The sequence below is a fragment of the Thalassospira sp. Z349TD_5 genome, from assembly GCF_056173045.1.
The window spans coordinates 2,787,901-2,810,140 of sequence record NZ_CM149654.1 but is presented as its reverse complement, the minus strand read 5'-3'; the positions used below and the strand labels follow the sequence as shown (position 1 = coordinate 2,810,140).

The 22,240-nt window shown below is 54.9% G+C and carries 20 protein-coding genes and 1 pseudogene; 14 read left to right on the top strand and 7 right to left on the bottom strand.

Annotation, left to right across the window (positions count from 1 at the left end; all coding sequences use genetic code 11):
* Positions 1 to 37: 37 nt before the first annotated feature.
* Complete coding sequence (locus AC0VXT_RS12935) at positions 38 to 1,021, bottom strand: ABC transporter ATP-binding protein (RefSeq protein WP_430469790.1); 984 nt, start codon at positions 1,019 to 1,021, stop codon at positions 38 to 40.
* Positions 1,022 to 1,385: 364 nt separating this feature from the next.
* Here AC0VXT_RS12935 and AC0VXT_RS12930 point away from each other — a divergent pair, with 364 nt between their 5' ends.
* The 7 genes from AC0VXT_RS12930 (at position 1,386) to AC0VXT_RS12900 (ending at position 8,726) form a co-directional block, all read left to right on the top strand.
* The gene (locus AC0VXT_RS12930; protein ID WP_475545773.1) at positions 1,386 to 2,918 is read left to right on the top strand and encodes an acyl-CoA carboxylase subunit beta; all 1,533 of its coding nucleotides are present in this window, start codon (positions 1,386 to 1,388) and stop codon (positions 2,916 to 2,918) included.
* Positions 2,919 to 2,947: 29 nt separating this feature from the next.
* Complete coding sequence (gene accC / locus AC0VXT_RS12925; protein WP_475545772.1) at positions 2,948 to 4,948, top strand: acetyl-CoA carboxylase biotin carboxylase subunit; 2,001 nt, start codon at positions 2,948 to 2,950, stop codon at positions 4,946 to 4,948.
* A gap of 236 nt (positions 4,949 to 5,184) precedes the next feature.
* A complete protein-coding gene (locus tag AC0VXT_RS12920) occupies positions 5,185 to 5,919 on the top strand; it encodes an HAD family hydrolase (protein WP_475545771.1) in 735 nt (244 codons plus the stop codon).
* Positions 5,912 to 6,295 (top strand): DUF1244 domain-containing protein, encoded by a 384-nt coding sequence (locus tag AC0VXT_RS12915; RefSeq protein ID WP_475545770.1) that lies wholly within the window; start codon positions 5,912 to 5,914, stop codon positions 6,293 to 6,295. The genes AC0VXT_RS12920 and AC0VXT_RS12915 overlap by 8 nt, the downstream gene beginning before the upstream one ends.
* 36 nt (positions 6,296 to 6,331) lie before the next feature.
* Complete coding sequence (locus AC0VXT_RS12910) at positions 6,332 to 6,646, top strand: acylphosphatase (protein ID WP_101303432.1); 315 nt, start codon at positions 6,332 to 6,334, stop codon at positions 6,644 to 6,646.
* Between the two features lie 169 nt (positions 6,647 to 6,815).
* Positions 6,816 to 7,670: a 5'-nucleotidase, lipoprotein e(P4) family gene (locus AC0VXT_RS12905; protein WP_475545769.1), complete on the top strand. Its 855-nt coding sequence runs from the start codon at positions 6,816 to 6,818 to the stop codon at positions 7,668 to 7,670.
* A 144-nt stretch (positions 7,671 to 7,814) separates the two neighbouring features.
* Complete coding sequence (locus AC0VXT_RS12900) at positions 7,815 to 8,726, top strand: DMT family transporter (protein ID WP_475545768.1); 912 nt, start codon at positions 7,815 to 7,817, stop codon at positions 8,724 to 8,726.
* Between the two features lie 29 nt (positions 8,727 to 8,755).
* Here AC0VXT_RS12900 and AC0VXT_RS12895 read toward each other — a convergent pair whose 3' ends face one another.
* The 5 genes from AC0VXT_RS12895 to amrB all read right to left on the bottom strand — a co-directional run bounded on the left by AC0VXT_RS12895 (position 8,756) and on the right by amrB (position 14,417).
* Positions 8,756 to 10,168 carry an FAD-binding oxidoreductase gene (locus tag AC0VXT_RS12895; RefSeq protein ID WP_475545767.1) on the bottom strand — a complete coding sequence of 471 codons (1,413 nt, stop codon included), beginning with the start codon at positions 10,166 to 10,168 and terminating at the stop codon, positions 8,756 to 8,758.
* A 16-nt stretch (positions 10,169 to 10,184) separates the two neighbouring features.
* Positions 10,185 to 11,180 (bottom strand): L-threonylcarbamoyladenylate synthase, encoded by a 996-nt coding sequence (locus tag AC0VXT_RS12890; RefSeq protein WP_475545766.1) that lies wholly within the window; start codon positions 11,178 to 11,180, stop codon positions 10,185 to 10,187.
* Between the two features lie 441 nt (positions 11,181 to 11,621).
* Entirely contained in the window at positions 11,622 to 12,437 is an 816-nt protein-coding gene (gene cysQ, locus AC0VXT_RS12885) for a 3'(2'),5'-bisphosphate nucleotidase CysQ (protein WP_475545765.1), read from the bottom strand.
* 99 nt (positions 12,438 to 12,536) lie between these two features.
* Positions 12,537 to 12,854 carry a DUF2750 domain-containing protein gene (locus tag AC0VXT_RS12880; protein ID WP_475545764.1) on the bottom strand — a complete coding sequence of 106 codons (318 nt, stop codon included), beginning with the start codon at positions 12,852 to 12,854 and terminating at the stop codon, positions 12,537 to 12,539.
* 81 nt (positions 12,855 to 12,935) lie between these two features.
* Positions 12,936 to 14,417 (bottom strand): AmmeMemoRadiSam system protein B, encoded by a 1,482-nt coding sequence (gene amrB, locus AC0VXT_RS12875; RefSeq protein WP_475545763.1) that lies wholly within the window; start codon positions 14,415 to 14,417, stop codon positions 12,936 to 12,938.
* A 171-nt stretch (positions 14,418 to 14,588) separates the two neighbouring features.
* Here amrB and AC0VXT_RS12870 point away from each other — a divergent pair, with 171 nt between their 5' ends.
* From AC0VXT_RS12870 to AC0VXT_RS12860, 3 genes are all read left to right on the top strand, one after another.
* Positions 14,589 to 15,230 (top strand): hypothetical protein, encoded by a 642-nt coding sequence (locus tag AC0VXT_RS12870; RefSeq protein ID WP_475545762.1) that lies wholly within the window; start codon positions 14,589 to 14,591, stop codon positions 15,228 to 15,230.
* Positions 15,231 to 15,263: 33 nt separating this feature from the next.
* On the top strand, positions 15,264 to 16,349 hold the full coding sequence (gene amrS, locus AC0VXT_RS12865; protein ID WP_475545761.1) for an AmmeMemoRadiSam system radical SAM enzyme: 1,086 nt from the start codon (positions 15,264 to 15,266) through the stop codon (positions 16,347 to 16,349).
* A gap of 70 nt (positions 16,350 to 16,419) precedes the next feature.
* Positions 16,420 to 16,893 carry a GNAT family N-acetyltransferase gene (locus AC0VXT_RS12860; RefSeq protein ID WP_475545760.1) on the top strand — a complete coding sequence of 158 codons (474 nt, stop codon included), beginning with the start codon at positions 16,420 to 16,422 and terminating at the stop codon, positions 16,891 to 16,893.
* 5 nt (positions 16,894 to 16,898) lie between these two features.
* On the opposite strand, the gene AC0VXT_RS12855 is transcribed toward AC0VXT_RS12860, so the two are convergent.
* On the bottom strand, positions 16,899 to 18,131 hold the full coding sequence (locus tag AC0VXT_RS12855; protein WP_475545759.1) for an NnrS family protein: 1,233 nt from the start codon (positions 18,129 to 18,131) through the stop codon (positions 16,899 to 16,901).
* Between the two features lie 251 nt (positions 18,132 to 18,382).
* On the opposite strand from AC0VXT_RS12855, the gene AC0VXT_RS12850 reads away from it, so the two are divergent.
* The 4 genes and pseudogenes from AC0VXT_RS12850 to AC0VXT_RS12835 all read left to right on the top strand — a co-directional run bounded on the left by AC0VXT_RS12850 (position 18,383) and on the right by AC0VXT_RS12835 (position 22,164).
* Positions 18,383 to 19,852, top strand: coding sequence for a leucyl aminopeptidase (locus AC0VXT_RS12850; RefSeq protein WP_412775863.1), 1,470 nt, complete (start codon positions 18,383 to 18,385; stop codon positions 19,850 to 19,852).
* 98 nt (positions 19,853 to 19,950) lie between these two features.
* Positions 19,951 to 20,406 (top strand): DNA polymerase III subunit chi, encoded by a 456-nt coding sequence (locus AC0VXT_RS12845; protein WP_475545758.1) that lies wholly within the window; start codon positions 19,951 to 19,953, stop codon positions 20,404 to 20,406.
* Positions 20,407 to 20,682: 276 nt separating this feature from the next.
* A pseudogene (locus AC0VXT_RS12840) lies at positions 20,683 to 21,411 on the top strand (methionine ABC transporter ATP-binding protein); the annotation flags it as partial.
* 93 nt (positions 21,412 to 21,504) lie between these two features.
* Positions 21,505 to 22,164 carry a methionine ABC transporter permease gene (locus AC0VXT_RS12835; protein ID WP_475545757.1) on the top strand — a complete coding sequence of 220 codons (660 nt, stop codon included), beginning with the start codon at positions 21,505 to 21,507 and terminating at the stop codon, positions 22,162 to 22,164.
* The last annotated feature ends 76 nt before the right edge of the window (positions 22,165 to 22,240 follow it).

Below are 22,240 nucleotides of genomic sequence, written 5' to 3'. Positions count from 1 at the left end.
CTGTGCCACGTCGCATCGGTCACAGGACGCCCCGCGATCACGTCATCCATTTGGCAATCAGCCTGTGCTGGACTGCTGCCTGTGACGCCACCCGGTAATAGGACAGCAATTCACGCATCGGCGATGACATGCGGTCAAAGCCGGAAATAAAGGCGACAATGATACCCACCGATGTTTCCCCCTGAATAACCAGATAGCCGCCGCCCACCAGTACACAGATCGGGGCTAGCGCGTTGAGGAAATTGATCAGGGCCTTCATCCCGAATTTCAGTAAAAACAGCTTCATGCGGTTATCAAACAGGCGCAAAACGCCGTCATTGATTTCTTCGACCGTCTGGGTGTTTTTCTTACCCGGCGCCAGTTGCGATAACTCATCGCTGACATCGCGCATTTTGGTCACACGTTCTTCAATCAGCGCATTGATCCGTTTTTGAATAACCGGGACAAGCGCGACCTGCGGGATCAGGGCAATTACCCCGATCAGGCCGACAATCGGCTCGACGCTGAGCATATAGCCAAGCCCGAAGATCAGCATGCCGCTGTTGACAATCGGCTGGGATAATCCGTCGCCAACAAATCCACCCAGCTTTTCAATCTCGCCACCAATGATCGATACCGCACGCCCGTTGTTGTTGGCGTTTTTATCGTCGGGGTCATGGTGACCAGTTTGGTCTTCGGCATAAAGGCGGGTCAAATGGCGGCGGTTATGTGCGATCGCACTTTCACTCAGCCACCCTTCATACATGCGCAGCCCAAGCTTGATCACGCCTTGCAAGATAATGATCGCCCCATAAATCGATGCCAGCGTCACAAGCAGGTCGAGGTTTTGTTTGCTGATCGCGTCATCGACAAGGCGGCGCTGAAGCTCAAGCGGGGCGATCCCCAAAATGGCAACAAGAACCGCGAGGCTGCATACCGCAACCTGATGCCATCCACTCATGCGCCAGATATATCGCCAAAGTGATGAGGCAGGCGTATCGTCGCCAGTTGGTTCTGTGGTGCGGGGCTTGATTTTAAACATCAAATTTCTGGTCACTTAACGTTAAGGGGGGGCTCATGTCGCGATGTATCACACATTATTCTTTGCATGAGTGATAGCATTGATTGCGCAACAGAATAAGACTGTGAGCACGCAGTACATTGCGTTTGTGGCCTGTCGGGGGTGGTTTTCATCCGTTTTGACGTGGCCTAGACTTTAGTCCACAGAAATCAGGCATATCACAATGACGTTAGGGAAATCAGGTGGTTGCGGTATATTTTACCCCAAAGCAAAACTGTCAGAAATAATTGGCATTCCAGTACCGAATAATGCTATTTCATTCTTCAGGTTAAGCGGATGACGGGCCTGTGCGCCATTGGGCCGCCCACAGCAAGGATCACGCAGAATGCAAGATATTATCGCCAAACTCGAAGCAAAACGCGCCGAGGCCGCCATGGGCGGTGGGCAGCGCCGGATCGATAATCAGCACGCCAAAGGCAAGCTCACCGCGCGTGAGCGGATTGATGTGCTGCTTGATCTCGGCTCGTTCGAGGAATGGGACATGTTTGTCGAACATGATTGTGTGGATTTCGGCATGACCGAAAACCGCATTCCCGGGGATGGTGTCGTCACCGGCCACGGCACGATCAATGGCCGGTTGGTGTTTGTGTTCTCACAGGACTTCACCGTGTTTGGCGGCGCACTTTCCGGTGCACATGCGCGTAAAATCGGCAAGATCATGGATCAGGCGATGAAGGTTGGCGCCCCGGTTATTGGTATCAATGATTCCGGCGGGGCCCGCATTCAGGAAGGGGTCGAAAGCTTAGCGGGCTATGCTGATGTGTTTCAACGCAATGTCGAGGCATCCGGCGTTATCCCGCAAATCTCCCTGATCATGGGGCCGTGCGCGGGTGGGGCGGTCTATAGCCCGGCGATGACCGACTTTATTTTCATGGTCAAGGACAGTTCATACATGTTCGTGACGGGCCCCGATGTGGTCAAAACCGTCACCCACGAAGAAGTCACCCATGAACAGCTTGGCGGTGCATCCACCCACACAAGTGTGTCGGGGGTTGCTGATCTGGCTTTTGACAATGACGTGGATTTGTTGCTTCAGACCCGGCGTTTCATGGACTTCTTGCCACTTTGTAACAAAGAAGACCCGCCAGCACGCTTGTGCGAAGACCCGATCAAACGCGATGATTTCTCGCTTGATACGCTGGTGCCTGAAAACCCCAACATGCCCTATGACATGAAGGAGTTGATCGCAAAGGTCGTCGACGAAGGCGATTTCTTTGAAATTCAGCCCGATTACGCCAAAAACATCATTGTCGGCATGGCGCGCATGGATGGCCGTACGGTCGGTGTTGTTGCCAATCAACCCATGGTGCTGGCCGGCTGCCTTGATATCGACAGCTCCAAAAAGGCCGCCCGGTTTGTCCGCTTCTGCGATGCCTATAACATCCCAATTGTCACCTTTGTCGATGTGCCGGGCTTTATGCCGGGCACCGCACAGGAATATGGCGGCATCATCAAGCATGGTGCGAAACTGCTTTATGCCTATGCCGAGGCCACAGTGCCCAAGGTCACCGTGATCACCCGCAAGGCATATGGCGGGGCCTATGACGTGATGGCATCCAAGCATCTGCGCGGTGACGTCAATTATGCCTGGCCGACGGCTGAAATCGCCGTGATGGGGCCAAAGGGGGCGGTGGAGATCATCTTCCGCGCTGATATGAACGATCCGGCCAAGATCGAAGCCCGCACCGAGGAATACCGCGAAAAATTCGCCAACCCGTTTGTTGCGGGCCGCAAAGGGTTCATTGACGATGTCATCATGCCGCATGGCACGCGCCGCCGTGTGTGTCGGTCGCTTGCGATGCTGCGCAACAAGGACATCAAGAACCCGGAAAAGAAACACGGCAACATTCCGTTGTAAGCCGCCACGTCATATTGGGAGACACAAAAATGTTTAAGAAAATCCTGATTGCCAACCGCGGTGAAATTGCCTGCCGTGTGATCAAATCAGCCCGCAAAATGGGCATTAAAACCGTCGCGGTTTATTCCGATGCGGATAAAAATGCCCTGCATGTCCAGATGGCCGATGAGGCGGTTAATATCGGACCCGCACCGTCCAACCAGTCCTATCTGATCATTGAAAAGATCATCGATGCCTGCAAATCGACGGGGGCCGAGGCCGTTCATCCGGGTTATGGCTTCCTGTCGGAAAATCAGGCCTTTGCCAAGGCGCTTGATGCGGCAAAAATCGCCTTCATCGGCCCGCCAAATGGCGCGATTGCCGCGATGGGCGATAAAATCACATCGAAAAAGATTGCCGCCGATGCCGGTGTTTCGACCGTGCCCGGATACATGGGTGTCATCAAGGACACTGACGAGGCAGTCAAGATCGCCAATGATGTCGGCTATCCAGTGATGCTAAAGGCATCGGCAGGCGGTGGCGGCAAGGGCATGCGTATTGCGCGCAATGACGCCGAATGCCGCGAAGGGTTCGAACGCGCAACCTCTGAGGCCGCCAGTTCCTTTGGCGATGACCGGGTCTTTGTCGAGAAATTCGTCGAAGAACCCCGCCACATTGAAATTCAGGTGCTGGCCGATAAACACGGCAATACGATTTATCTGGGCGAACGCGAATGCTCCATTCAGCGCCGTCATCAAAAGGTCGTCGAAGAAGCCCCGTCACCCTTTATTGATCCCGCCACCCGTAAGGCCATGGGTGAACAGGCCGTGGCACTTGCACGCGCGGTCGATTATTGCTCGGCCGGGACGGTGGAATTCATTGTTGATAAGGACAAGAATTTCTACTTCTTGGAAATGAATACCCGGCTTCAGGTCGAACATCCGGTGACCGAACTTGTCACGGGTCAGGATTTGGTCGAATGGATGATCAAGATCGCCGATGGGCAGGAACTGACCTTAAAACAGGATGACGTGACGCTTACCGGCTGGGCGATGGAAACCCGCATTTATGCCGAGGATCCCTTCCGCGAATTCCTGCCGTCGACCGGGCGTCTGGTGCGCTATCAGCCACCCGCCGAAAGTGCCAAAGTGCGTGTCGATACCGGCGTGTTTGAAGGTGGTGAAATTTCAATGTTTTACGACCCGATGGTCGCAAAGCTGGTGACATATGGCGAAACCCGCGATGACGCCATTGGTGAAATGCGCGCCGCCCTTGATGCCTATTACATCCGCGGCATTTCGCACAATATTCCGTTCCTGGCCGCCGTTATGGCCAATAAGCGGTTTCAGGACGGCAACATCACCACCAACTTCATTGCCGAAGAATACCCCAACGGGTTCTCGGCCGATGATTTGCCAAATGATGATCCCGCCATCCTGATTGTGGTTGCAGGTTACATTAATCAACGCATTGCCGAACGCAACGCCGGGATCACCGGACAGGTCAGCGACCATCCGCTTGAAATTGCCGAAAGCTGGGTCGCCGTATCGGGCGATGACCACACCGCATTCGATATCGAATTTGATGGTGTTAACGGCGATTACATCGTCGCCATTGGCGATCGCAGCTATGGCGTCGTATCGGATTGGAAAATCGGCGATGCGATGTTTGTCGGGGAAATCGATGGCACCCCGGTCTGTGTGCAGATTGATCTGGAAGGCGTTGGCTATCGCCTGTCGGCCAATGGCATTCAGCGCAGTTTCAAGGTCATGCTGCCCCGCGTGGCGGAACTCCAGAAACTGATGCCGTTCAAGGCCCCGCCAGACATGTCAAACTTCCTGCAATCGCCCATGCCGGGTCTGTTGGTCAAGGTATCGGTCGAAGAAGGCCAGACGGTTCAGCCGGGCACAGAGCTTTGCATCCTCGAAGCCATGAAAATGGAAAATGTGCTCAAAGCCGAAAGCAAAGGTGTGGTCAAAAAAATCCACGCCGAGCAGGGCGCAAACCTGTCGGTTGATGCGATCATTATCGAGTTTGAAACCGAAGAATAAGCTGCCTGATCCCTCAAACGGCTTTGCTTGATAAAGGCGCTGGTTGTCATTGACCGGCGCCTTTAATTTTCTGACAGATGCAAGGATGCCGGTTTCAACCCCTTTTACAAAGCGTCAGCGCATATTAAATACAGAAAACGGGGCTTTACCCACGATTAGCCGTACCATATGGTCGCAAATTGAGGCTGAACCCCTATGTATGCTTGCCATCCAATAACAAGAAACGAGGCGTCCCTATGTATAAACTGATTGCTTTTGACGGCGATGATACCCTGTGGCACAACGAGCCGCTTTTCCGTCAGGCCCATATCGAACTGCGCGAGATGCTGGGGCATTATGTGCCCGCCGATCAGGTTGATGATCGCCTGTATCAGGCCGAACTGGCCAATCTTTCGATCTATGGCTATGGCGTGACCGGGTTTACCCTGTCGATGATTGAAACCGCGATTGAGCTTTCAGATCGCAAGATCAGTGCCGAAGACATTCACAGGCTGGCCGAAATCGGAAAATCGATGCTGCGTGCGCCGACCCGGATTATTGACGGGGCCGAGACCGTTCTCAAACGCTATGCCGATGATCCCGATTACAAGGTTGTGCTGATCACCAAGGGTGATCTGATTGCCCAGCAGCTTAAAATCGACCGGTCCGGGTTTGAAGACCTGTTTGACGGGATCGAGATCGTCTCGGAAAAAGATCCGCTGACCTATCGCAATATCTTTGGCCGCTATGGTGTCGAGCCACAAGAAGCCGTCATGATCGGCAACTCGATGAAATCCGATATCCTGCCGGTACTTGCGTCGGGCGGGGCCGCGATCCACATCCCTTATGAAATCACATGGGTGCATGAAATGGTCGATCAGACCGAAATCGACAACGACCAGTTTGTCACGGTCGAAACCATTGCCGATGTCCCTGATGTGATCGCCAAACTTGAACAGCACAGCAAAGCCGGGAGTATGGAGAATGTCTGATTGCGCAGGCTCGGAAATGTCAACAGAAGCCTCCCTTGCCAATGGTCCGGCGGCCGACCTTGATCCGCAGACCAAGCTTGAACTCGAAGCGGCGGCCTTTCGCGGGCTTGTGACGCATCTTCAGGACCGCAAGGATGTTCAAAACATTGATCTGATGAATTTGGCCGGTTTTTGCCGTAACTGTTTGGCAAAATGGTATCTGGCGGCGGCGCGCGAAAAGGGTGTTTCCATGGATTATGATGGTGCGCGCGAAGTCGTCTATGGCATGACCTATGACGCATGGAAAGACAGCCATCAGGCCCCGGCATCGGACACGCAGAAACAGACGTTTCAGGATACCGCCCATCTGCACGCCAAAATTCCCGGTGCAAAATAAGGCCGCCAAATAAGCAAGTAGGGAGACGACGTTCCCATGACCGACACACGCCCCGATCCTGCAACCGGTTCTGGCAATATCGCCGTTCATGCCCGGATTGAAGGCCGCGTACAGGGCGTTTGGTATCGTGCCTGGACGGTGGAGCAGGCGACAAAGCGCGACCTGACCGGCTGGGTGCGCAATCGAAACGATGGCACAGTGGAGGCCGTATTCTGTGGCTCGGTTGATGCTGTGCGGTCAATGGTTGCCGCCTGCCATGAAGGCCCCACTCATGCGCGGGTTGATCGCATTCACGAGGAACCGGCACTTGAAGACGGGTTCACGTCGTTTGAAAAGCGTTCAACCGCATGAAACCCGCATGACAATTGCCGCGTGGCGGTTTTATCAAAATGTCATAAATGCCTTTTTCCGAGTGATTTTGGAAAAAGGCTTTTTCTTTGCCGCACTGCAATGGCATGCTGCTTAAATCCTGTCTGTATGGTCAGCTTCCAATGGGCGGGAAATCAACAGGGAGACTAAAATGACACTTATTGCAAAATCCTTCGGTGTGGCCGCCATCATGGCGACCAGTGCGCTTTGCGCATTTGGCGCAAGTGCGCAGGAACCAGCCCAGAATGATGGCCTGAACGGCACGCTTTGGCTTCAGACATCGGTTGAATATAAAACCACGGCAATGTCTGTTTATGCGGGTGCGACCCGTCTTCTGCCTGCCGCCATCGGCGATCACAGCTGGACCGCCGCCCTTGAGCAGGACGGTAATTTCATGGCCAAAAAACCGGCTGTGATTTTGGATGTTGATGAAACGGTTCTTGATAATTCGGCTTATCAGAGCTGGGTTGTGACTGAAGACACGCATTATAGCTCCAAAACCTGGGCGGCATTTGTGAATGATGCGATTTCAACCCCGACCCCGGGGGCGCTTGAATTCACCAAGGCAGCAGCAGCCAAGGGCGTTGAAGTGTTTTACGTGTCCAACCGTAAGGCCCCGGAAGAAGCCGCAACCATCAAGAACTTGCAGGAATACGGCTTCCCGTTTGCTGATGAAAAACACGTCATGCTGCGCGGTGAAATCGAAACATGGGGATCGGCCAAGGCCCCGCGCCGTCAGGCGGTTGCCGACGATTACCGTGTGATCATGTTGTTTGGGGATAACTTTGGTGACTTCACCGATGATATCGATGGCTCCATTGATGAACGTCTTGAGGTCATGGACAAATACGCGACCTATTGGGGCGAACGCTGGTTCATGTTGCCAAACCCAAGCTACGGCTCATGGGAATCAGCCGCCTTTGGCAATGACTGGAAAAAGTCACCAGAAGCCCGCCGTCAGGACAAGCTCGACAGCATGTCCCCCTGGGCAGGCCCGGCTGAATAAGCCAGCGGTTTAGAACCGATGTTATCAAGGGCGTCCGATGGTTCGGGCGCCCTTTTTGTTTGGCGATATGTGGGGTTCATTTTTGGGTGGCAAGGGTGATAGGGTTTTATCGCCCAACGCGAACCCCGCTTTATGCTGGATGCCATGAAAAGCTCGCCTGTCCCCGATTATCGTGACCGTATCCCGCTTGCCGTGGGAACGATCATTTTTACGGTTTTCGCCCTGTCATTGGGCGATGCGCTGATCAAGCAATCAAGCAGCACCTTTGTGATCTGGCAGATTTTTGTCATCCGCTCGGCCATCGCCATTCCGTTTCTGGTCGGCTATCTGGTGATCCGGTCGCCTGCATCCTTGCGCCTTGGGGATGCGGTGGGCTGGACCATCTTGCGCAGTCTTTTGCTGGTCGTGATGTGGATCAGCTACTACCTTTCGCTGCCACATCTGACCCTGTCTGTCGCTGCTGCGACCTATTACACGCTGCCGATCTTTATCACCCTGTTTACCGCCGCCATCACCCAAAGCCCAATCCGCAAAAAGGGCTGGCTTGCTGTCATTCTGGGGTTTGCCGGGGTGGTCCTGATCTTGCGCCCGAATGCCGGGAATTTTAACGGCTATGCCTTGCTGCCATTACTGTCGGCCATGCTCTATGCGGTTGCGATGATCCTGACCCGGACCAAATGCCGGGCTGAACATCCGATCAAACTTTCCCTTGCGCTAAACTGCGCCTTTGTGGTGGTCGGCGGTGGGGCTGCCGCCGTGATCAGCATGCTCTCGGACGAGGTGCGGGATGGCTTTCTGCTTGCACCGTGGAGTGCGATGACGCTCTCGGACTTTGGCATCATGGCGATGCTGGCGGCCTCGATCCTGATTGGCAGCATCGGGGCGGCGATTGCCTATCAAAACGGGCCATCGCCAATGATCGGCACCTTTGATTTTGCCTATGTCGGGTTTTCATTCATCTGGGGCGTGCTGTTCTTTGCCGAAACGCCCGATGCGCAGTCACTCACCGGCATCATGATGATTATCGTTGCGGGCATAATTTCACTCAGGCAATGACGGAAATTAGGCGTGCGGTCGCGGGCTGTTTACACGACCTTTCCGGGGTTCAGCCGGTTGTCGGGATCAATTGCGGCCTTAACCGCACGCAGCAACTTCAGTTTTTCCGCACTGGCGTAATGGGCCAGTTCATCGCGCTTAAGCCGCCCAATACCGTGTTCGGCACTGATCGACCCGCCAAGATCAGAAACAATGTCATGAATGACGCGGTTCAGGTTTTCCCAGCGCGCGAGATAGTCGGCTTTGTCCATATCCACCGGCTGGGTGAAATTGAAATGAATGTTGCCATCCCCGACATGCCCAAACGGGCAGGGGCGAATGCCCGGTATCAGGTCGCTTGCCGCCGCCATCCCGCGTGTCAGAAGATCGGGGACCTTTGATACAGGTACGGACACATCATGCTTGATACTGCCGCCTTCAAATCCTTGCGCCTCGGGAATGCCTTCGCGGATGGCCCACAGGTTTTGGCGTTGCGCGTCGGACTGCGCAAGGGCCGCATCACGCGCAAGCCCGCCTTCCATGGCGTCGCCCAAAAGGTCGGTCAGCACGGATTGCAGGTCATCCTTGGGCCGCGATGACGTCAGTTCGATCAAAACATGCCAGTCAGTCGGGCTGGCAAGCGGGCGTGTCAGATTGGGCAGATGTGTCACCGACATGTCATGGGCAAAACCGCACATCAGCTCAAACGCAGCAATCGCATCGCCGGTCGTGCGCCGTGCGAGTGCCAGCAAATCAAGTGCGGATTCGGGGGAAGCCACCGCCACCCATGCGGTGGCAATATGTTTGGGCCGTGGAAACAGTTTCAAGGTCGCCTTGGTGATGATACCCAGCGTGCCCTCGGCCCCGATAAACAGATCGCGCAGGTCATAACCGGTATTGTCCTTGCGCAGTTTCGATAACCCGTTCCAGATGCTGCCATCGGGCAAAACAACCTCAAGCCCCAGCACCAGATCACGCGCATTGCCATAGCGTATGACATTAAGCCCACCGGCATTGGTCGCAAGGTTGCCACCAATCTGGCAACTGCCCTCGGCGCCCAGGCTCAGCGGGAACAAAAGGTCATGTTCCTCGGCGGCATCCTGAATGGATTTCAAGATTGCACCGGCCTCCACGGTTGCGGTGAAGTCGCGGGCGTCAATCTCGGTAATCCTGTTCATCCGTTTCAGGTTCAAAAGAACCTGATCCTGACCGGCAACCGCCCCGCCACAGCGCCCGGTATTGCCACCTTGCGGGACAATGGCGATGGCGTGCGCGGCACAGATGGCAACTGCCTTGGCGACTTCATCGGTACTGGCGGGAAACAGGATGATATCGGCATGGCCTTCGAATTTGCCACGTGCCTCGCGGTTATGCGTTTCAAGAACATCACGTTCCATGCTCCAGCCTTTCGGGCCAAGCAGGTTTTGGAGCTCAAGGATCGCGGCATCGCGCGGGCGGGTCATTGTGGCATTGCTCCGCTTATGGCGATGGGTGCGGTGCGCGCGGCGCACTGGCACGTTTCATGCGGTCATTGATCGCAAGTCCAAGCCCGGTATCGGGGATCGGCGCAATGGCAATCCCGTCAAAGCGTTTCTGGTCGGCTTCATGCAGGCGGGCAAACAGGTTCGCGGCCGCCTCAACGTCATTCCCGGATTTGGAAAGCCATAAGACCGCATCAAACCCCTTGGTCACGCAATCGCCAAACCCCAGCAGGATTTCATGGCCGTATTTGGCCTTATCGGGGGCGGTCGCATCAAGGCGCACCGGCAAGCCCGGCGCATAATGGCTGGTCAGCATGCCGGGGCTTTTGGGCGCGTTGTCATCGGTTTCGGCCATGATGACCTCAGTCCCCAGGACCTCGGCAATCTGTTCCTTGGTGATCCCACCGGGACGGAGCATCACCACCCGATCCGTGGCCAGATCAATCACCGTGCTTTCAAGCCCGACACCGCACGGGCCGCCATCCAAAATCATCCCAATCGCATTGCCCAGCGAATGGGCGACATGCCCGGCCGTGGTCGGGCTGATGCGCCCGGACCGATTGGCCGAGGGGGCGGCAACCGGACGCCCCACCGCACGCAGCAATTCGCGCGCCATTGGGTGGGCCGGAACCCGCACCGCAATGCTGGGCAGGCCCGCCGTGGTCAGCTCGCACACCGTGCTGTCGGAACGTTTTGGCAAAACCAGTGTTAGCGCACCGGGCCAGAATGCCGCGGCCAGCTTATCGGCCCGTGCATCAAATGTTGCATGGGCGGCGGCGGCATCGCGGTCGGGAAAATGGCTGATCAGCGGATTAAAGCTTGGGCGTTGCTTGGCGGCATAAATCCCGGCAACCGCATCGGCATTTGTCGCATCCGCACCCAGCCCATAAACCGTCTCGGTCGGAAAGGCGACCAATTCACCCGCACGCAGTTTTCCCGCCGCTTGGCTCAGCGCACCTTCGGAATAGGGACGAATGGTCAGGGCAGGGCACATGCAATACCACCAAAAGAAAAATCCAGTGTCTTGAAATACCTAGCGACGATCATTGACGATGACAAGGAAGAACACCCATCACAGATGTGATAGCAGCCAAAAAGGAATGACATATCTGTGGGAAGTTGGCGAAAACAGGCCCCAAACAGCGCAGCGCCGCCATACAGAATGGCGGCGCCAATTTACGCTCTAGCCCGACTTCGCCCCGCGGTGGTGAAGCTGGACCGCGTCGCCGTGATTCCGGCGGCTATTTACGTCACCTACACGTTGTGTGGCGATAAGACATGTGTAATTCAGATGCGTGAAAAAGTCAAGGAAACTGCGGATTTCAGGCGATTTATTTTTGGCTGAATCACCGGCGGCCTGTGTTATGTGCAGCGCACACAGCACAAGCCGCTGATCATGCTTTGAAATTCGTTTTCGGCCCGCTGTTGCGAAGGATCAGTCTTGGTATTTTACCGGCACAGATGGGCTGCGCGCGATGAAGAACGGGTTGCGAAAATCGGCCTTGCCGTAACAGAATCGCGACCCATCCATATTTTCAATCACACCACCCGCGGCTTTTAAAACCGCATGACCGGCCCCGATGTCCCATTCCATGGTCGGGCCAAGGCGCGGATAAAGATCCGCTTCACCGGCCGCCACCAAACAGAGTTTCAGCGAGCTACCCGCCGGGCGCAGTTCCTTGACCGGGAGGTCACCGAGAAACGCCTTCATCGCCTCCGGATCGCCGTGCGAGCGTGACCCGACGACAACAACCCCGTCTTCGGGCATGTCGCGCACCGTGATGTCGGTGATGGTCGGGGTAACGTCACCGTCGATCAGCTTGGCCCCACGCGGATCGCCGTAATAAAGCTTTTCAATCGCCGGGGCATAGACAACACCCAGAACCGGCTGCCCCTTGGCGATCAGCGCGATATTGACCGTAAACTCGCCATTGCGCTTGATAAATTCCTTGGTCCCATCCAGCGGATCAACCAGCCAGAAGAAATCCGTCCCGCCATCAACATCGGGCACATCGCCCTTGGCGGCACTTTCCTCGGATACGATTTTAACATCCGGGGTCAGGGCGCGCAGACCCGGCAAAATAACCGCCTCGGCGGCGTCATCGGCCTCGGTCACCGGCGATGCGTCGTCTTTGGACCGCACATCGAAATCGGTTTTATAAATTTCCATCATTGCCGCACCGGCTTTGCGGGCAATCTCGATCAAACCGTTTTCAAGCGCATCGGCATCGGCGGGCAGGGCAATGGTCATTGCAATCTCATGTGTTGGCGTGAAATTTATATGGCAAAGGGCATAGGGAATTTTGCCGCCAAGGTCCAGACCCTAAACGATGGGCAACTGGGGTTTGCTCTATTTCCCGGCGATTGCGGCCTTGAATGCGGTGATCAAATCATGGTGAAGCTGATCATGGCCCGGCACAATGGGACCAGCATCCGGGGTTGGGGAAATACCGGCCACAATGTCGTTTTTCGCCAAATCAGGCAGCAGGCTTTCCATCAATTCCACCAGCGTAATCGCAGTTGGGACATAGCCGGTATTAGCCGCATCTTCCCAGTGTGCTGCATCATCACGCGATGGGAAAAATGGACAGAATTTCTGCCCGTCCGCCCCCGGACACAGCAGCCAGCCATTGCGATAAAGCCCCCAAACCCCTTCGAAGGTGGCCACGGCACTCAGAAAATCGGCATAGCGGTTGTTTGGGTCTGTTGTTGCGGTGATGTTTGTAACGGTCGCGATGGTCTTGACCCTTTAATCGGAAGTTTTCCAGAAATCGTGCATCTCGATATCCTTACCCGAAATGCCACGCGTGATAAACCGCTGGGCGCGCATGGTGGTGGACCAATGGTCCATTGATAACCCCGCCTTGCGTTTTAAATGCGCAACGAAATCGGCCGGTTCGGGCAATTGTTCCCACACTTGCGGCAGGAAAAGCCCCCGGTTATTGCCGTCCGACAGGATAATGCCATCCTCAAACGGGGTCAGCCTGGCAATCAGATCGGCCTCATCGTCAAACGGAAAATCACGCGCAGGAGATAAAACCGAAATCGAGATTTCCAGATCATCGTTTAAATCCGCTTCTTGGAGCGGCGGAAATCTGGGGTCGGCAAACCCGGCCTTGAACGCATTTTCGCAAAGGTCCGTCGCCAAATCGCGATGCGCCATCACCGATCCGATACAGCCACGAAGTTGGCCGGATTTCTTCAAGGTCACAAAACACGCACCGGGCTCCAAAAGGGCCGGGGACACAGATGCTGAGCCGGCGTTAAGCGGCCCGTCATGACGAATGCCGTACCAAATTGATTGCCGTGCTAGATCAATCATCTCTGGCCCATGTTGGGCCAAAAGTTGTTCGGTCGTACCGGTAAATCCGTCCGATGGTTCGGTGCTCGTATCGCGCTCACGCATCTTTTCCGATCCGGTGTAAATCGCCCATGCGCCATAGCCGACAACGCGCGATTTATCGCCGGTCACATCGCCGGAATTGCGCATGCCAAGGGTCTTGATCCGCATGCCGCGCTTGCGGGCCGACATCAACATCCCCGCGACCGGCAACGCCCCGCAGGCATCATTGCTATCAATCCCCTCGGCATCAAACCGCTCAATCATGTCACGCGTGCGGTTGTCCATGTGGCGCGCGGTTTCATAATCATGGAAATGCGACAGATCCGATGAAATCACAATCAAGGTTTCCGGCCCGCCCCAAAGCGCTTCAATCAACTCATGCACCTGTCGCGCGCCACAGCGACTGACCAGCAATGGCACAATCCCGATATCGCTGTCCTCGCCAAACAGCCGCTGTATAAACGGCAACTCAATCTCAAGCCCGTGTTCTTGGCGGTGCGCATCATCCAAAATCTGAACCTGCGGCCACGAAAGGGCGGTCTGAAGCCCCGCCAGATCACACTTAACCGTGCCAAGCGGTGTGGCAAACCCATCGGCCTTGGCAAGGGCCACCCCCTGAAACGCCATGCGGTGTGCGGGGCCCACAATCACAATGCGTTTGATCTGGCCTTTAAGGGCGCGCACCGTTGCAAAGCCAAGCGCCGCCAGACTGCCCGAAAACATCAAACCCGCATGCGGCACAATGATCGCCTTGGGCGTCGCCGTCTGTTGCTGCGCAGCGTCCGATTTAACGGCCGCATCTAGCAACCCGTCAATCTCGCTTCGCAAGATATCGGCATCATTCGGATAAAACGTCCCGGCAACAGCAGGTGGGCGGATAATGGTCATAGTCTGCTCGATCAAGAGAGGTTCTCACGTGTTGAGCTCTGATAAGTTGTCATTTATCTGTTGTTTAATATAAATGAGTTCAATTAATGTTTACATATATTCTTGCTCGGATTTGATTTTGCGATCTGAGAATTGGGGTTGTGCAATTTTTGAATTTAGAAGAAGTAAATTATGGAAAAGCCAAAAAGAGTCCTTCCATCTATAAAGAAAATATTTATGGAAGAATGGAAATCTCAACCATTTTCATCTATTGCGTCCTTGATTACCATATTAGTGGCTTTGTGGAATTTTTACATATCTCTGCCAACTTTGTTTGAAGTTCGTGAAGCCCCTCCTGAAATGGATTTTAGTTTTGTTTTAAGGTTGATATTCTTCGTTTTGCTTGAGGGTAGCCTTGCTTATGCGTTTGGTGCGATCTTGGTTAGATTGACTGAGGCTGGCAGAGGAATGCCCTTTATGCTGATGATTATTACATCAATCATTTCAGCGTGGGTGTCTGGGTACAACGCTTTTTGGATGTTTGTAACCGCTACCACGTCCTTTAATGGTGGGGTGGGAGCGTTTATAGTTGGAGAATTGGCCGCTTTCCTTATTGCGTGCTATTTTATTTATCATCATTACGACGCAAAAAAGAAACTGGTGCTGAGAATTAATAAGGAGGAAGTGCATGGAACAAGCGAATACCGGATCGAAAAAGTATACTCAGTCGGGTTTTGGATAGCGTTTGGAACGCAATTAGCAGCATTTTTTGTAATTGCGATAAACTTTGGCCTCAAAATTAACCCTTACATCCGCTCGCTTGGCGCAGGCTGATGTGCTGGTTCTGGGATGAGTTTGGAGTGGGGTATGGCACAGCTCGATGTCCCCGGACGCTACTGGCACCATCTTGAGGATGGCCGGATTCAGTGCGATGTCTGCCCGCGCTTTTGCAAGCTGAATGACGGGCAGCGGGGCCTTTGCTTTGTCCGTGCGCGCCAAGGCGATCAGATGGTTTTGACCACCTGGGGCCGATCCTCGGGCTTTTGCATTGATCCGATTGAAAAGAAACCGCTCAACCATTTTTTGCCCGGCACCCCGATCCTGTCGTTTGGCACGGCGGGTTGTAACCTGACCTGTAAGTTCTGCCAGAATCACGAGATTTCCAAGGCGCGTCAGATGGATAAGCTATCCTCGCTGGCGACACCGGAAATGATCGCGCAAACCGCCAAGGATCATGGCTGTTCGGCGGTGGCCTTTACCTATAACGACCCGGTGATTTTCCTTGAATATGCGATTGATGTCGCCCAAGCCTGCCGCGACCTAGGCGTGCGCACCGTGGCGGTCACTGCGGGTTATATCGGCGATAAGGCGCGCGAGGAATTCTTTCGCCATATGGACGCGGCCAATGTCGATCTTAAGGGCTTTACCGAAGATTTCTATCACAAACTCTGCTCGGCCCACCTGAGTGATGTTCTTGAAACGCTGAAATACCTCAAACAGGAAACCGGGGTGTGGTTTGAACTGACCAACCTTGTCATCCCCGGCGAGAATGACGGGGACGGCGAGTTTGATGCCATGACCAACTGGGTGCGGGATGAACTTGGCCCCGATGTGCCAATGCATTTCACCGCCTTTCACCCCGACTGGAAAATGATGGATCATCCGCGCACCCCGGCCCAAACCCTGATCCGGGCGCGCGACATCGCGATCAAAAACGGCATCCGTTATGCGTATGTTGGCAATGTGCATGACAAGTCGGCATCAAGCACCTATTGCCATGGCTGTGGCGATCTTCTGATTGGCCGGGACTGGTATCAATTATCGGACTGGAACCTTGATCCGAACGGCGCATGTCAAAGCTGCGGGACCCACTGCGGGGGCGTGTTTGCACCCAAACCGGGTACATGGGGGCCAAAACGATTGCCGGTACGGCTTAAATCGCCCGCGCAATGACGTTTTTTCTGGTGCATTGCGCCTGCTTGGCTAAAGTGCCGCCGGTTAAGGACGTATTGGGATAAAACACATGGCCGGACTGAAAATTCGCAAAGCACGGACCGGCGATGTCGGGGCAATTTTCGCCATCCGAAGCCGCGTGCACGAAAACCACCTGTCGGCCAGCCAGCTTGCCGAACGCGGCATCACCAAAACGGCCTTTGGCAAATGGTTGACGGACGGCTACGGCATTTGGATTGCTGATCTTGATGGCTCGGCGGCGGGTTTTGCCATCGCCATCCCGGCTGAGTTGACATTATGGGCACTGTTTGTTGATCCCGATTTTGAAGGGCGCGGGGTGGGGGCTGCATTGTTGCGCATGGCCGAGGACTGGCTGTTTGAACAGGGCTGCGACGACATATCGCTGACTACCGGGGCCGACCCCAAAAACCGTGCACATGGTTTTTACGAAATGCACGGCTGGATCAGCACCGGGGATGAAGATGGTGGCGAAGTTGAATACATCAAATCCAACCCGTCGATGTCGCTGTTTGATTTCACCTAACGCGTTTAGCGTACCGGAATGCCGCGTGTTTTCTTCTGCGATGGCCCGATCAGAACCGGCCCATAGCCAATCAAAAACGCCAGCCAGCCGCCAATCCACATCAAGGTGGCAATCGCCAGCAGGGTGATGTAATGGCCATCACTTTGACCCGCGACAACCCGAAACACGGTTGAAACCCAGATCAGGGCAAAGGCAGCATTCAGCAAAACACCTGCGCGCACCTCCCGTCCGGTATGGCCAAGGGCCGCACGGCCAGCAATGGCAATGATCATGCAGGCAATCGCCCCGCCGGTCAGCCCGTGCAGGGCATCGCGGCTTGTGATGGCATCAGGCCAGAGGATGGACGCGCCCAGAAGGGCAAGCCCTACCGGGACCCAGAAATAGCCCAGATGCAGCATGGCGACAATTGGCTCACGCCAGCTATGAATGCCGCGCCAGCGGATCAATCGCACGCCATGAAGGACTGCCGCAAGCAGCAGGGCAGAACCAAATGCCATGCCCGCCGGATCAATAATCCCGGCGATGATGCTGATGGCGACACTGGCAAGGCAGAGCATATCAAACCGGTTAAACATTTTGGGCATCAGTGCGTCGATATTATCGCGGGCCATCCAGTTGCGGGTAAAGGCCGGGATCACCCGCCCGCCAATCAGCGATATCAACAAAATGATCGTCAGAATGGCGGTTTGATAGAGCATCACCGCATCAAGGGCGAGGACATCAAGGCAGGCCGCGGTGAACAATCCATCAAACAGCGCAATCACACCAATGACGGCCAAAACCCGCAGGTTTTTGAAATTACGCGCGGCCATAAGTTCCCGTAGGCCAAGGGCGATCAGAAAGACAAAATAGGCAATGGCGCCAAGGATCACCAACGCAGCAGGCAGGCTTTCGCCAAAGCCAATCACGACCCGCCCCAAAACCCACGAAAATGTAAGGCCCATTAACATCGGTCCGGAAATTGCCGGGCGACCGGTCCAGTTGGCAATCGCGGTTAACAGGAACCCGCCAATTGCCGCCCCGCCAAAGCCAAAAATCATCTCATGGGCGTGCCAGAAGGATGCGGTGCCAAGGATCGGTGTCGGGACGCCATGGACAAACCCGGCAACCCACCAGACAACGGCAACAATGGCAAGAACGCCCGCGCACAGGAAAAGCGGGCGAAACGCACCGCTCCAGAATGGATGGGGTTGCGCGGCGGGTTCACGGATTGAAACGGGGGCAGTTTTGGCATTCATGATGCAGGCTCCAAAAAGCTGGAATGCGTCATAATAGCGCCTTTGTAAGGGGCGTCCTTGATGTTGCGCAATCGGCATCGGTAATGTTTTTATCGATCAAACCATTGCTATTGCGTGAAATCACGCAGCTTTTTCAACGATAAACCTTTTCATCGCCGTTTAACGCGCTAGATTAAGGGCAGTATTTCAACAACACAGCTGCTTTTGAAAAGGGCTGTGTGCCCCGAAACATGACAGGAGTCCTGTTCACCATGAAGATCACGTTTTCCGATCTTGCCCTTCCGACCAGCGGTGCGGTCATCGCTTTTGCCACCGAAGGTGCCGACTTGATGCCAAGTGCGGTTGCCCTTGATGAAGCCATGGGCGGTACAATCACCAAGGCGATCAAATCTTCGACCTTTAAGGGCAAGTCCGGCCAAAGCCTGCAGATTCTGGCCCCGGCCAATGTTGATCTGTCGCGCGTGATTGTTTTCGGGATTGGCAAGGAAGCCGAGTTTGACGTGATCGCCGCCCAGAAACTTGGTGGCACGGTGACCACCCGTGCGATTTCGACCGGGGAGAAAGACCTGTCGGTTCTGTTTGATATGGATGGTCTGGCCTGTGATTTCGCAACCGGTGCCATGCTGCGCGACTATCGGTTTGATAAATACCGCACCACCGAAACCAAGGACGACAAGCCGGTTCTTAAGAGCCTGTCGATTGCGGCGCGCGATCACAAGGACGCCAAAAAACAGTTCGATAGCGCCAAAAAGGTTGTCGAAGGCGTGTTCTTCACCCGCGATCTGGTGTCCGAACCGGCCAATGTGCTGTATCCGGAAAGCTTCATGAAAGAAGTCAGCGCGCTGGAAAAGCTCGGTGTCGAGATTGACGTGCTCGACGAAAAGGAAATGAAGAAGCTTGGCATGGGCGCGCTTTTGGGCGTTGCCATGGGCTCGGCCCAAAAGCCTTATATGGTTGTCATGCGCTGGAACGGTGGCAAGAAAAAAGACGCCCCCGTCGCCTTTGTTGGCAAGGGTGTGACCTTTGATACCGGCGGGATTTCGATCAAACCGGCGGCTGGCATGGAGGACATGAAGTTTGACATGGGCGGGGCCGGTGTTGTGTCCGGCCTGATGAAGGCACTGGCCGGGCGTAAGGCGAAATGCAACGTGGTCGGGGTTATCGGCCTTGTTGAAAATATGCCATCCTCAACCGCACAGCGTCCGGGCGATGTTGTGACTTCAATGTCGGGTCAGACCATTGAAGTCATCAATACCGACGCCGAAGGCCGCTTGGTTCTGTGTGATGCCCTGACATACGTTCAGGAAAAACACGATCCGCGTTTGATCGTCGATCTGGCGACCCTGACGGGGGCTGTGATCATTGCCCTTGGTCATGAAAATGCCGGTCTGTTTTCCAACAATGATGACCTGTCGCAGCAAATCACCACGGCGGGGCTGTCGGTTGATGAAACCGTTTGGCGTTTGCCACTGGGGGCTGGCTATGACAAGCAGATTAAATCTGACATTGCCGATATGAAAAACGTTGGCGGCCGTGCGGCGGGTTCGATCACCGCGGCCCAGTTCCTCAAACGCTTTATCACCAAGGATCGCCCGTGGGCGCATCTTGATATTGCCGCAACCGCGTGGTCGACATCCGACAAGGAAGTCACACCAAAAGGGGCGACTGGCTTTGGCGTGCGTCTGCTTGATCGCTTTGTTGCTGATAACTACGAAGCTTAAACGGCGCGCCTGATGGTTCAGGCTAAAGCACAGAATAATCGACGGGGCAGGGTGATGATCACCTTGCCCCGTTTTCGTCTTCGGGATAGAAACGCCTTATGGCTGATATCTGGTTCTATCATCTCACCAGCATGCCGCTGGAACGCGCACTCCCGACCCTGCTGTCCAAAACGCTGGAGCGGGAAAAACGTGCTGTGGTGATGACCGGGATTGAGCAACGGGTTGATGCCATCAACACCCTGCTTTGGACCTATGATGCGGCAAGCTGGTTGCCCCATGGGGCGAAATCGGATGGCGATCCGGAAATGCAACCCGTCTGGCTAACGTCTGAGGATGAAAACCCCAATGGTGCCCAGTTCCTGTTTCTGACCGACCGGGCGGTCAGTGAAAAAATCGCTGATTATGAACGGGTCATCATGCTGTTTGATGACCGCGATCATGACGCAGTGGCAGAAGCCCGCACGCGCTGGAAAGACTGGAAAGACGCAGGCCACAAGCTGTCTTATTGGCAGCAAACCCCGCAAGGTGCGTGGGAAAAAAAGGCCGAAAGCTAAAATCAGCTATCCTCTGTTTTGGTCGGGAATTCAACACGTAAATTTGTGTTGTATATTTCGATATCATAAAAGACATGCGTGAAATGCATGCTGATAACTGTTGATGAACCCGGTTTAGTCAATTATACCAGTCGTATCGAACGCGCCGATTTGCTCCTCAGCTTGCGGGCGCGATAAAAATGCGGCTAAAGCGAGAGGGCGTATATGCTCCGTATGTACGACCGCCTCGGTTTCGCCGCGGCGGTTTTTTTGTATGTACGGAAAAGGTTGAGACCGATGATCAGGCTCTCGAACGTTCAGAAAACATATCCTGCCCGACGCGGCAACGATGCGCATGCGGCATTGCGCGGCATTGATCTTGATATTGCGGCGGGCGAGATTGTCGGCGTGATTGGCAGATCAGGTGCCGGGAAATCAACTCTGATCCGCTGCATCAACCTTCTCGAACGGCCGACTTCTGGCTCCGTGATTGTCGATGGTGCAGAAGTCACCACACTTTCCAAGCGTGACTTGCCGTTGTTCCGCCGCCAGCTTGGCATGGTGTTTCAGCACTTTAACCTTCTGTCGTCGCGCACGGTCTATGGCAACATCGCATTGCCGCTTGAACTGGCCAGTGCCAGCAAGGCTGAAATTGCCGCCGCCGTTGATCCACTGTTGCCCCTTGTTGGGCTTGATGACAAACGTGATCGCTATCCCGCCGAATTATCCGGTGGGCAGAAACAGCGTGTCGGTATTGCACGCGCTTTGTCATCCAACCCCAAGGTTTTGCTGTGTGACGAAGTCACATCCGCGCTTGATCCGGAAACCACCCGTCAAATCCTGACGCTGCTGAAAGACATCAACAAACGCCTTGGCCTGACCATGGTGGTGATCACCCATGAAATGGCGGTGGTTAAGGCGCTGTGTGACCGGGTGGCGGTGATGGATCGCGGCGTGATTGTCGAAGAAGGCACTGTGAGTAGCATCTTTGCCAATCCGGTGCATGCGACAACCCAGTCGCTTTTGGCCGATGAGTTTATGGAATTTCGGGCCGGTACCGATGCTGCTACGGATGCAGACGCATCCGCCACGATATCTGACGGGCAGGAGGGCTAAGCCATGCTAACAACACTCGCACCAATCCTGCTTCAGGCGACTTGGGAAACCCTTTATATGGTCGGCGTGTCGCTGTTTCTGGCGACCGCCCTTGGCTTGCCGCTTGGCGTATTGCTGGCGACCTCTGGGCGCGGTGAGCTGCTTGAAGCACCGCTGTTTCAAAAGCTTATCGGCCCGATTGTCAATGCGACCCGCTCGGTTCCATTCATCATTCTGGCGGTTGCGATCATTCCGTTTACCCGGCTGATTGTCGGCACATCGATCGGAACGTCTGCGGCCATCGTACCCCTGACCGTGGCGGCAATTCCGTTTATTGCCCGCATCATCGAAGGGGCCATCCGCGAAGTGGATGGCGGACTGACGGAGGCGGCCCAAGCCATGGGCGCACGCCCGTTACAGGTGGTGGCCAAGGTGCTGCTGCCCGAAGCATTGCCGGGGATTATTCATGGTCTGACCCTGACGGCGGTGACCCTGATTGGCTATTCGGCCATGGTCGGTGCGGTGGGTGCTGGCGGGCTTGGTGATCTTGGCATTCGCTATGGTTATCAACGGTTCCGTCCCGATGTGATGGCGCTGGTGGTGGTGACCCTGATTGTCGTGGTTCAGGCGGTGCAGATGTTTGGCGACCGTTTGGCGCGCAAGGCCGATAAACGCAACATCTGATCGCAAAATACAGAATTGATGCCCCACATTCGATTTTTCGAATTCCCGCAAAACACCAAAGAAAACAAAGCAACCA

Bases quoted from the DNA above. Each gene is read 5' to 3' on its own strand.
- AC0VXT_RS12890 (WP_475545766.1), bottom strand. From the start codon at position 11,180: ATGTGCCCTGCCCTGACCATTCGTCCCTATTCCGAAGGTGCGCTGAGC.
- amrS (WP_475545761.1), top strand. From the start codon at position 15,264: ATGGCACAGCTCGATGTCCCCGGACGCTACTGGCACCATCTTGAGGAT.
- amrB (WP_475545763.1), bottom strand. From the start codon at position 14,417: ATGACCATTATCCGCCCACCTGCTGTTGCCGGGACGTTTTATCCGAAT.
- accC (WP_475545772.1), top strand. From the start codon at position 2,948: ATGTTTAAGAAAATCCTGATTGCCAACCGCGGTGAAATTGCCTGCCGT.
- AC0VXT_RS12860 (WP_475545760.1), top strand. From the start codon at position 16,420: ATGGCCGGACTGAAAATTCGCAAAGCACGGACCGGCGATGTCGGGGCA.
- AC0VXT_RS12930 (WP_475545773.1), top strand. From the start codon at position 1,386: ATGCAAGATATTATCGCCAAACTCGAAGCAAAACGCGCCGAGGCCGCC.
- AC0VXT_RS12895 (WP_475545767.1), bottom strand. From the start codon at position 10,168: ATGACCCGCCCGCGCGATGCCGCGATCCTTGAGCTCCAAAACCTGCTT.
- cysQ (WP_475545765.1), bottom strand. From the start codon at position 12,437: ATGACCATTGCCCTGCCCGCCGATGCCGATGCGCTTGAAAACGGTTTG.
- AC0VXT_RS12920 (WP_475545771.1), top strand. From the start codon at position 5,185: ATGTATAAACTGATTGCTTTTGACGGCGATGATACCCTGTGGCACAAC.
- AC0VXT_RS12870 (WP_475545762.1), top strand. From the start codon at position 14,589: ATGGAAAAGCCAAAAAGAGTCCTTCCATCTATAAAGAAAATATTTATG.
- AC0VXT_RS12900 (WP_475545768.1), top strand. From the start codon at position 7,815: ATGAAAAGCTCGCCTGTCCCCGATTATCGTGACCGTATCCCGCTTGCC.
- AC0VXT_RS12845 (WP_475545758.1), top strand. From the start codon at position 19,951: ATGGCTGATATCTGGTTCTATCATCTCACCAGCATGCCGCTGGAACGC.
- AC0VXT_RS12855 (WP_475545759.1), bottom strand. From the start codon at position 18,131: ATGAATGCCAAAACTGCCCCCGTTTCAATCCGTGAACCCGCCGCGCAA.
- AC0VXT_RS12935 (WP_430469790.1), bottom strand. From the start codon at position 1,021: ATGTTTAAAATCAAGCCCCGCACCACAGAACCAACTGGCGACGATACG.
- AC0VXT_RS12850 (WP_412775863.1), top strand. From the start codon at position 18,383: ATGAAGATCACGTTTTCCGATCTTGCCCTTCCGACCAGCGGTGCGGTC.
- AC0VXT_RS12915 (WP_475545770.1), top strand. From the start codon at position 5,912: ATGTCTGATTGCGCAGGCTCGGAAATGTCAACAGAAGCCTCCCTTGCC.
- AC0VXT_RS12905 (WP_475545769.1), top strand. From the start codon at position 6,816: ATGACACTTATTGCAAAATCCTTCGGTGTGGCCGCCATCATGGCGACC.
- AC0VXT_RS12835 (WP_475545757.1), top strand. From the start codon at position 21,505: ATGCTAACAACACTCGCACCAATCCTGCTTCAGGCGACTTGGGAAACC.
- AC0VXT_RS12910 (WP_101303432.1), top strand. From the start codon at position 6,332: ATGACCGACACACGCCCCGATCCTGCAACCGGTTCTGGCAATATCGCC.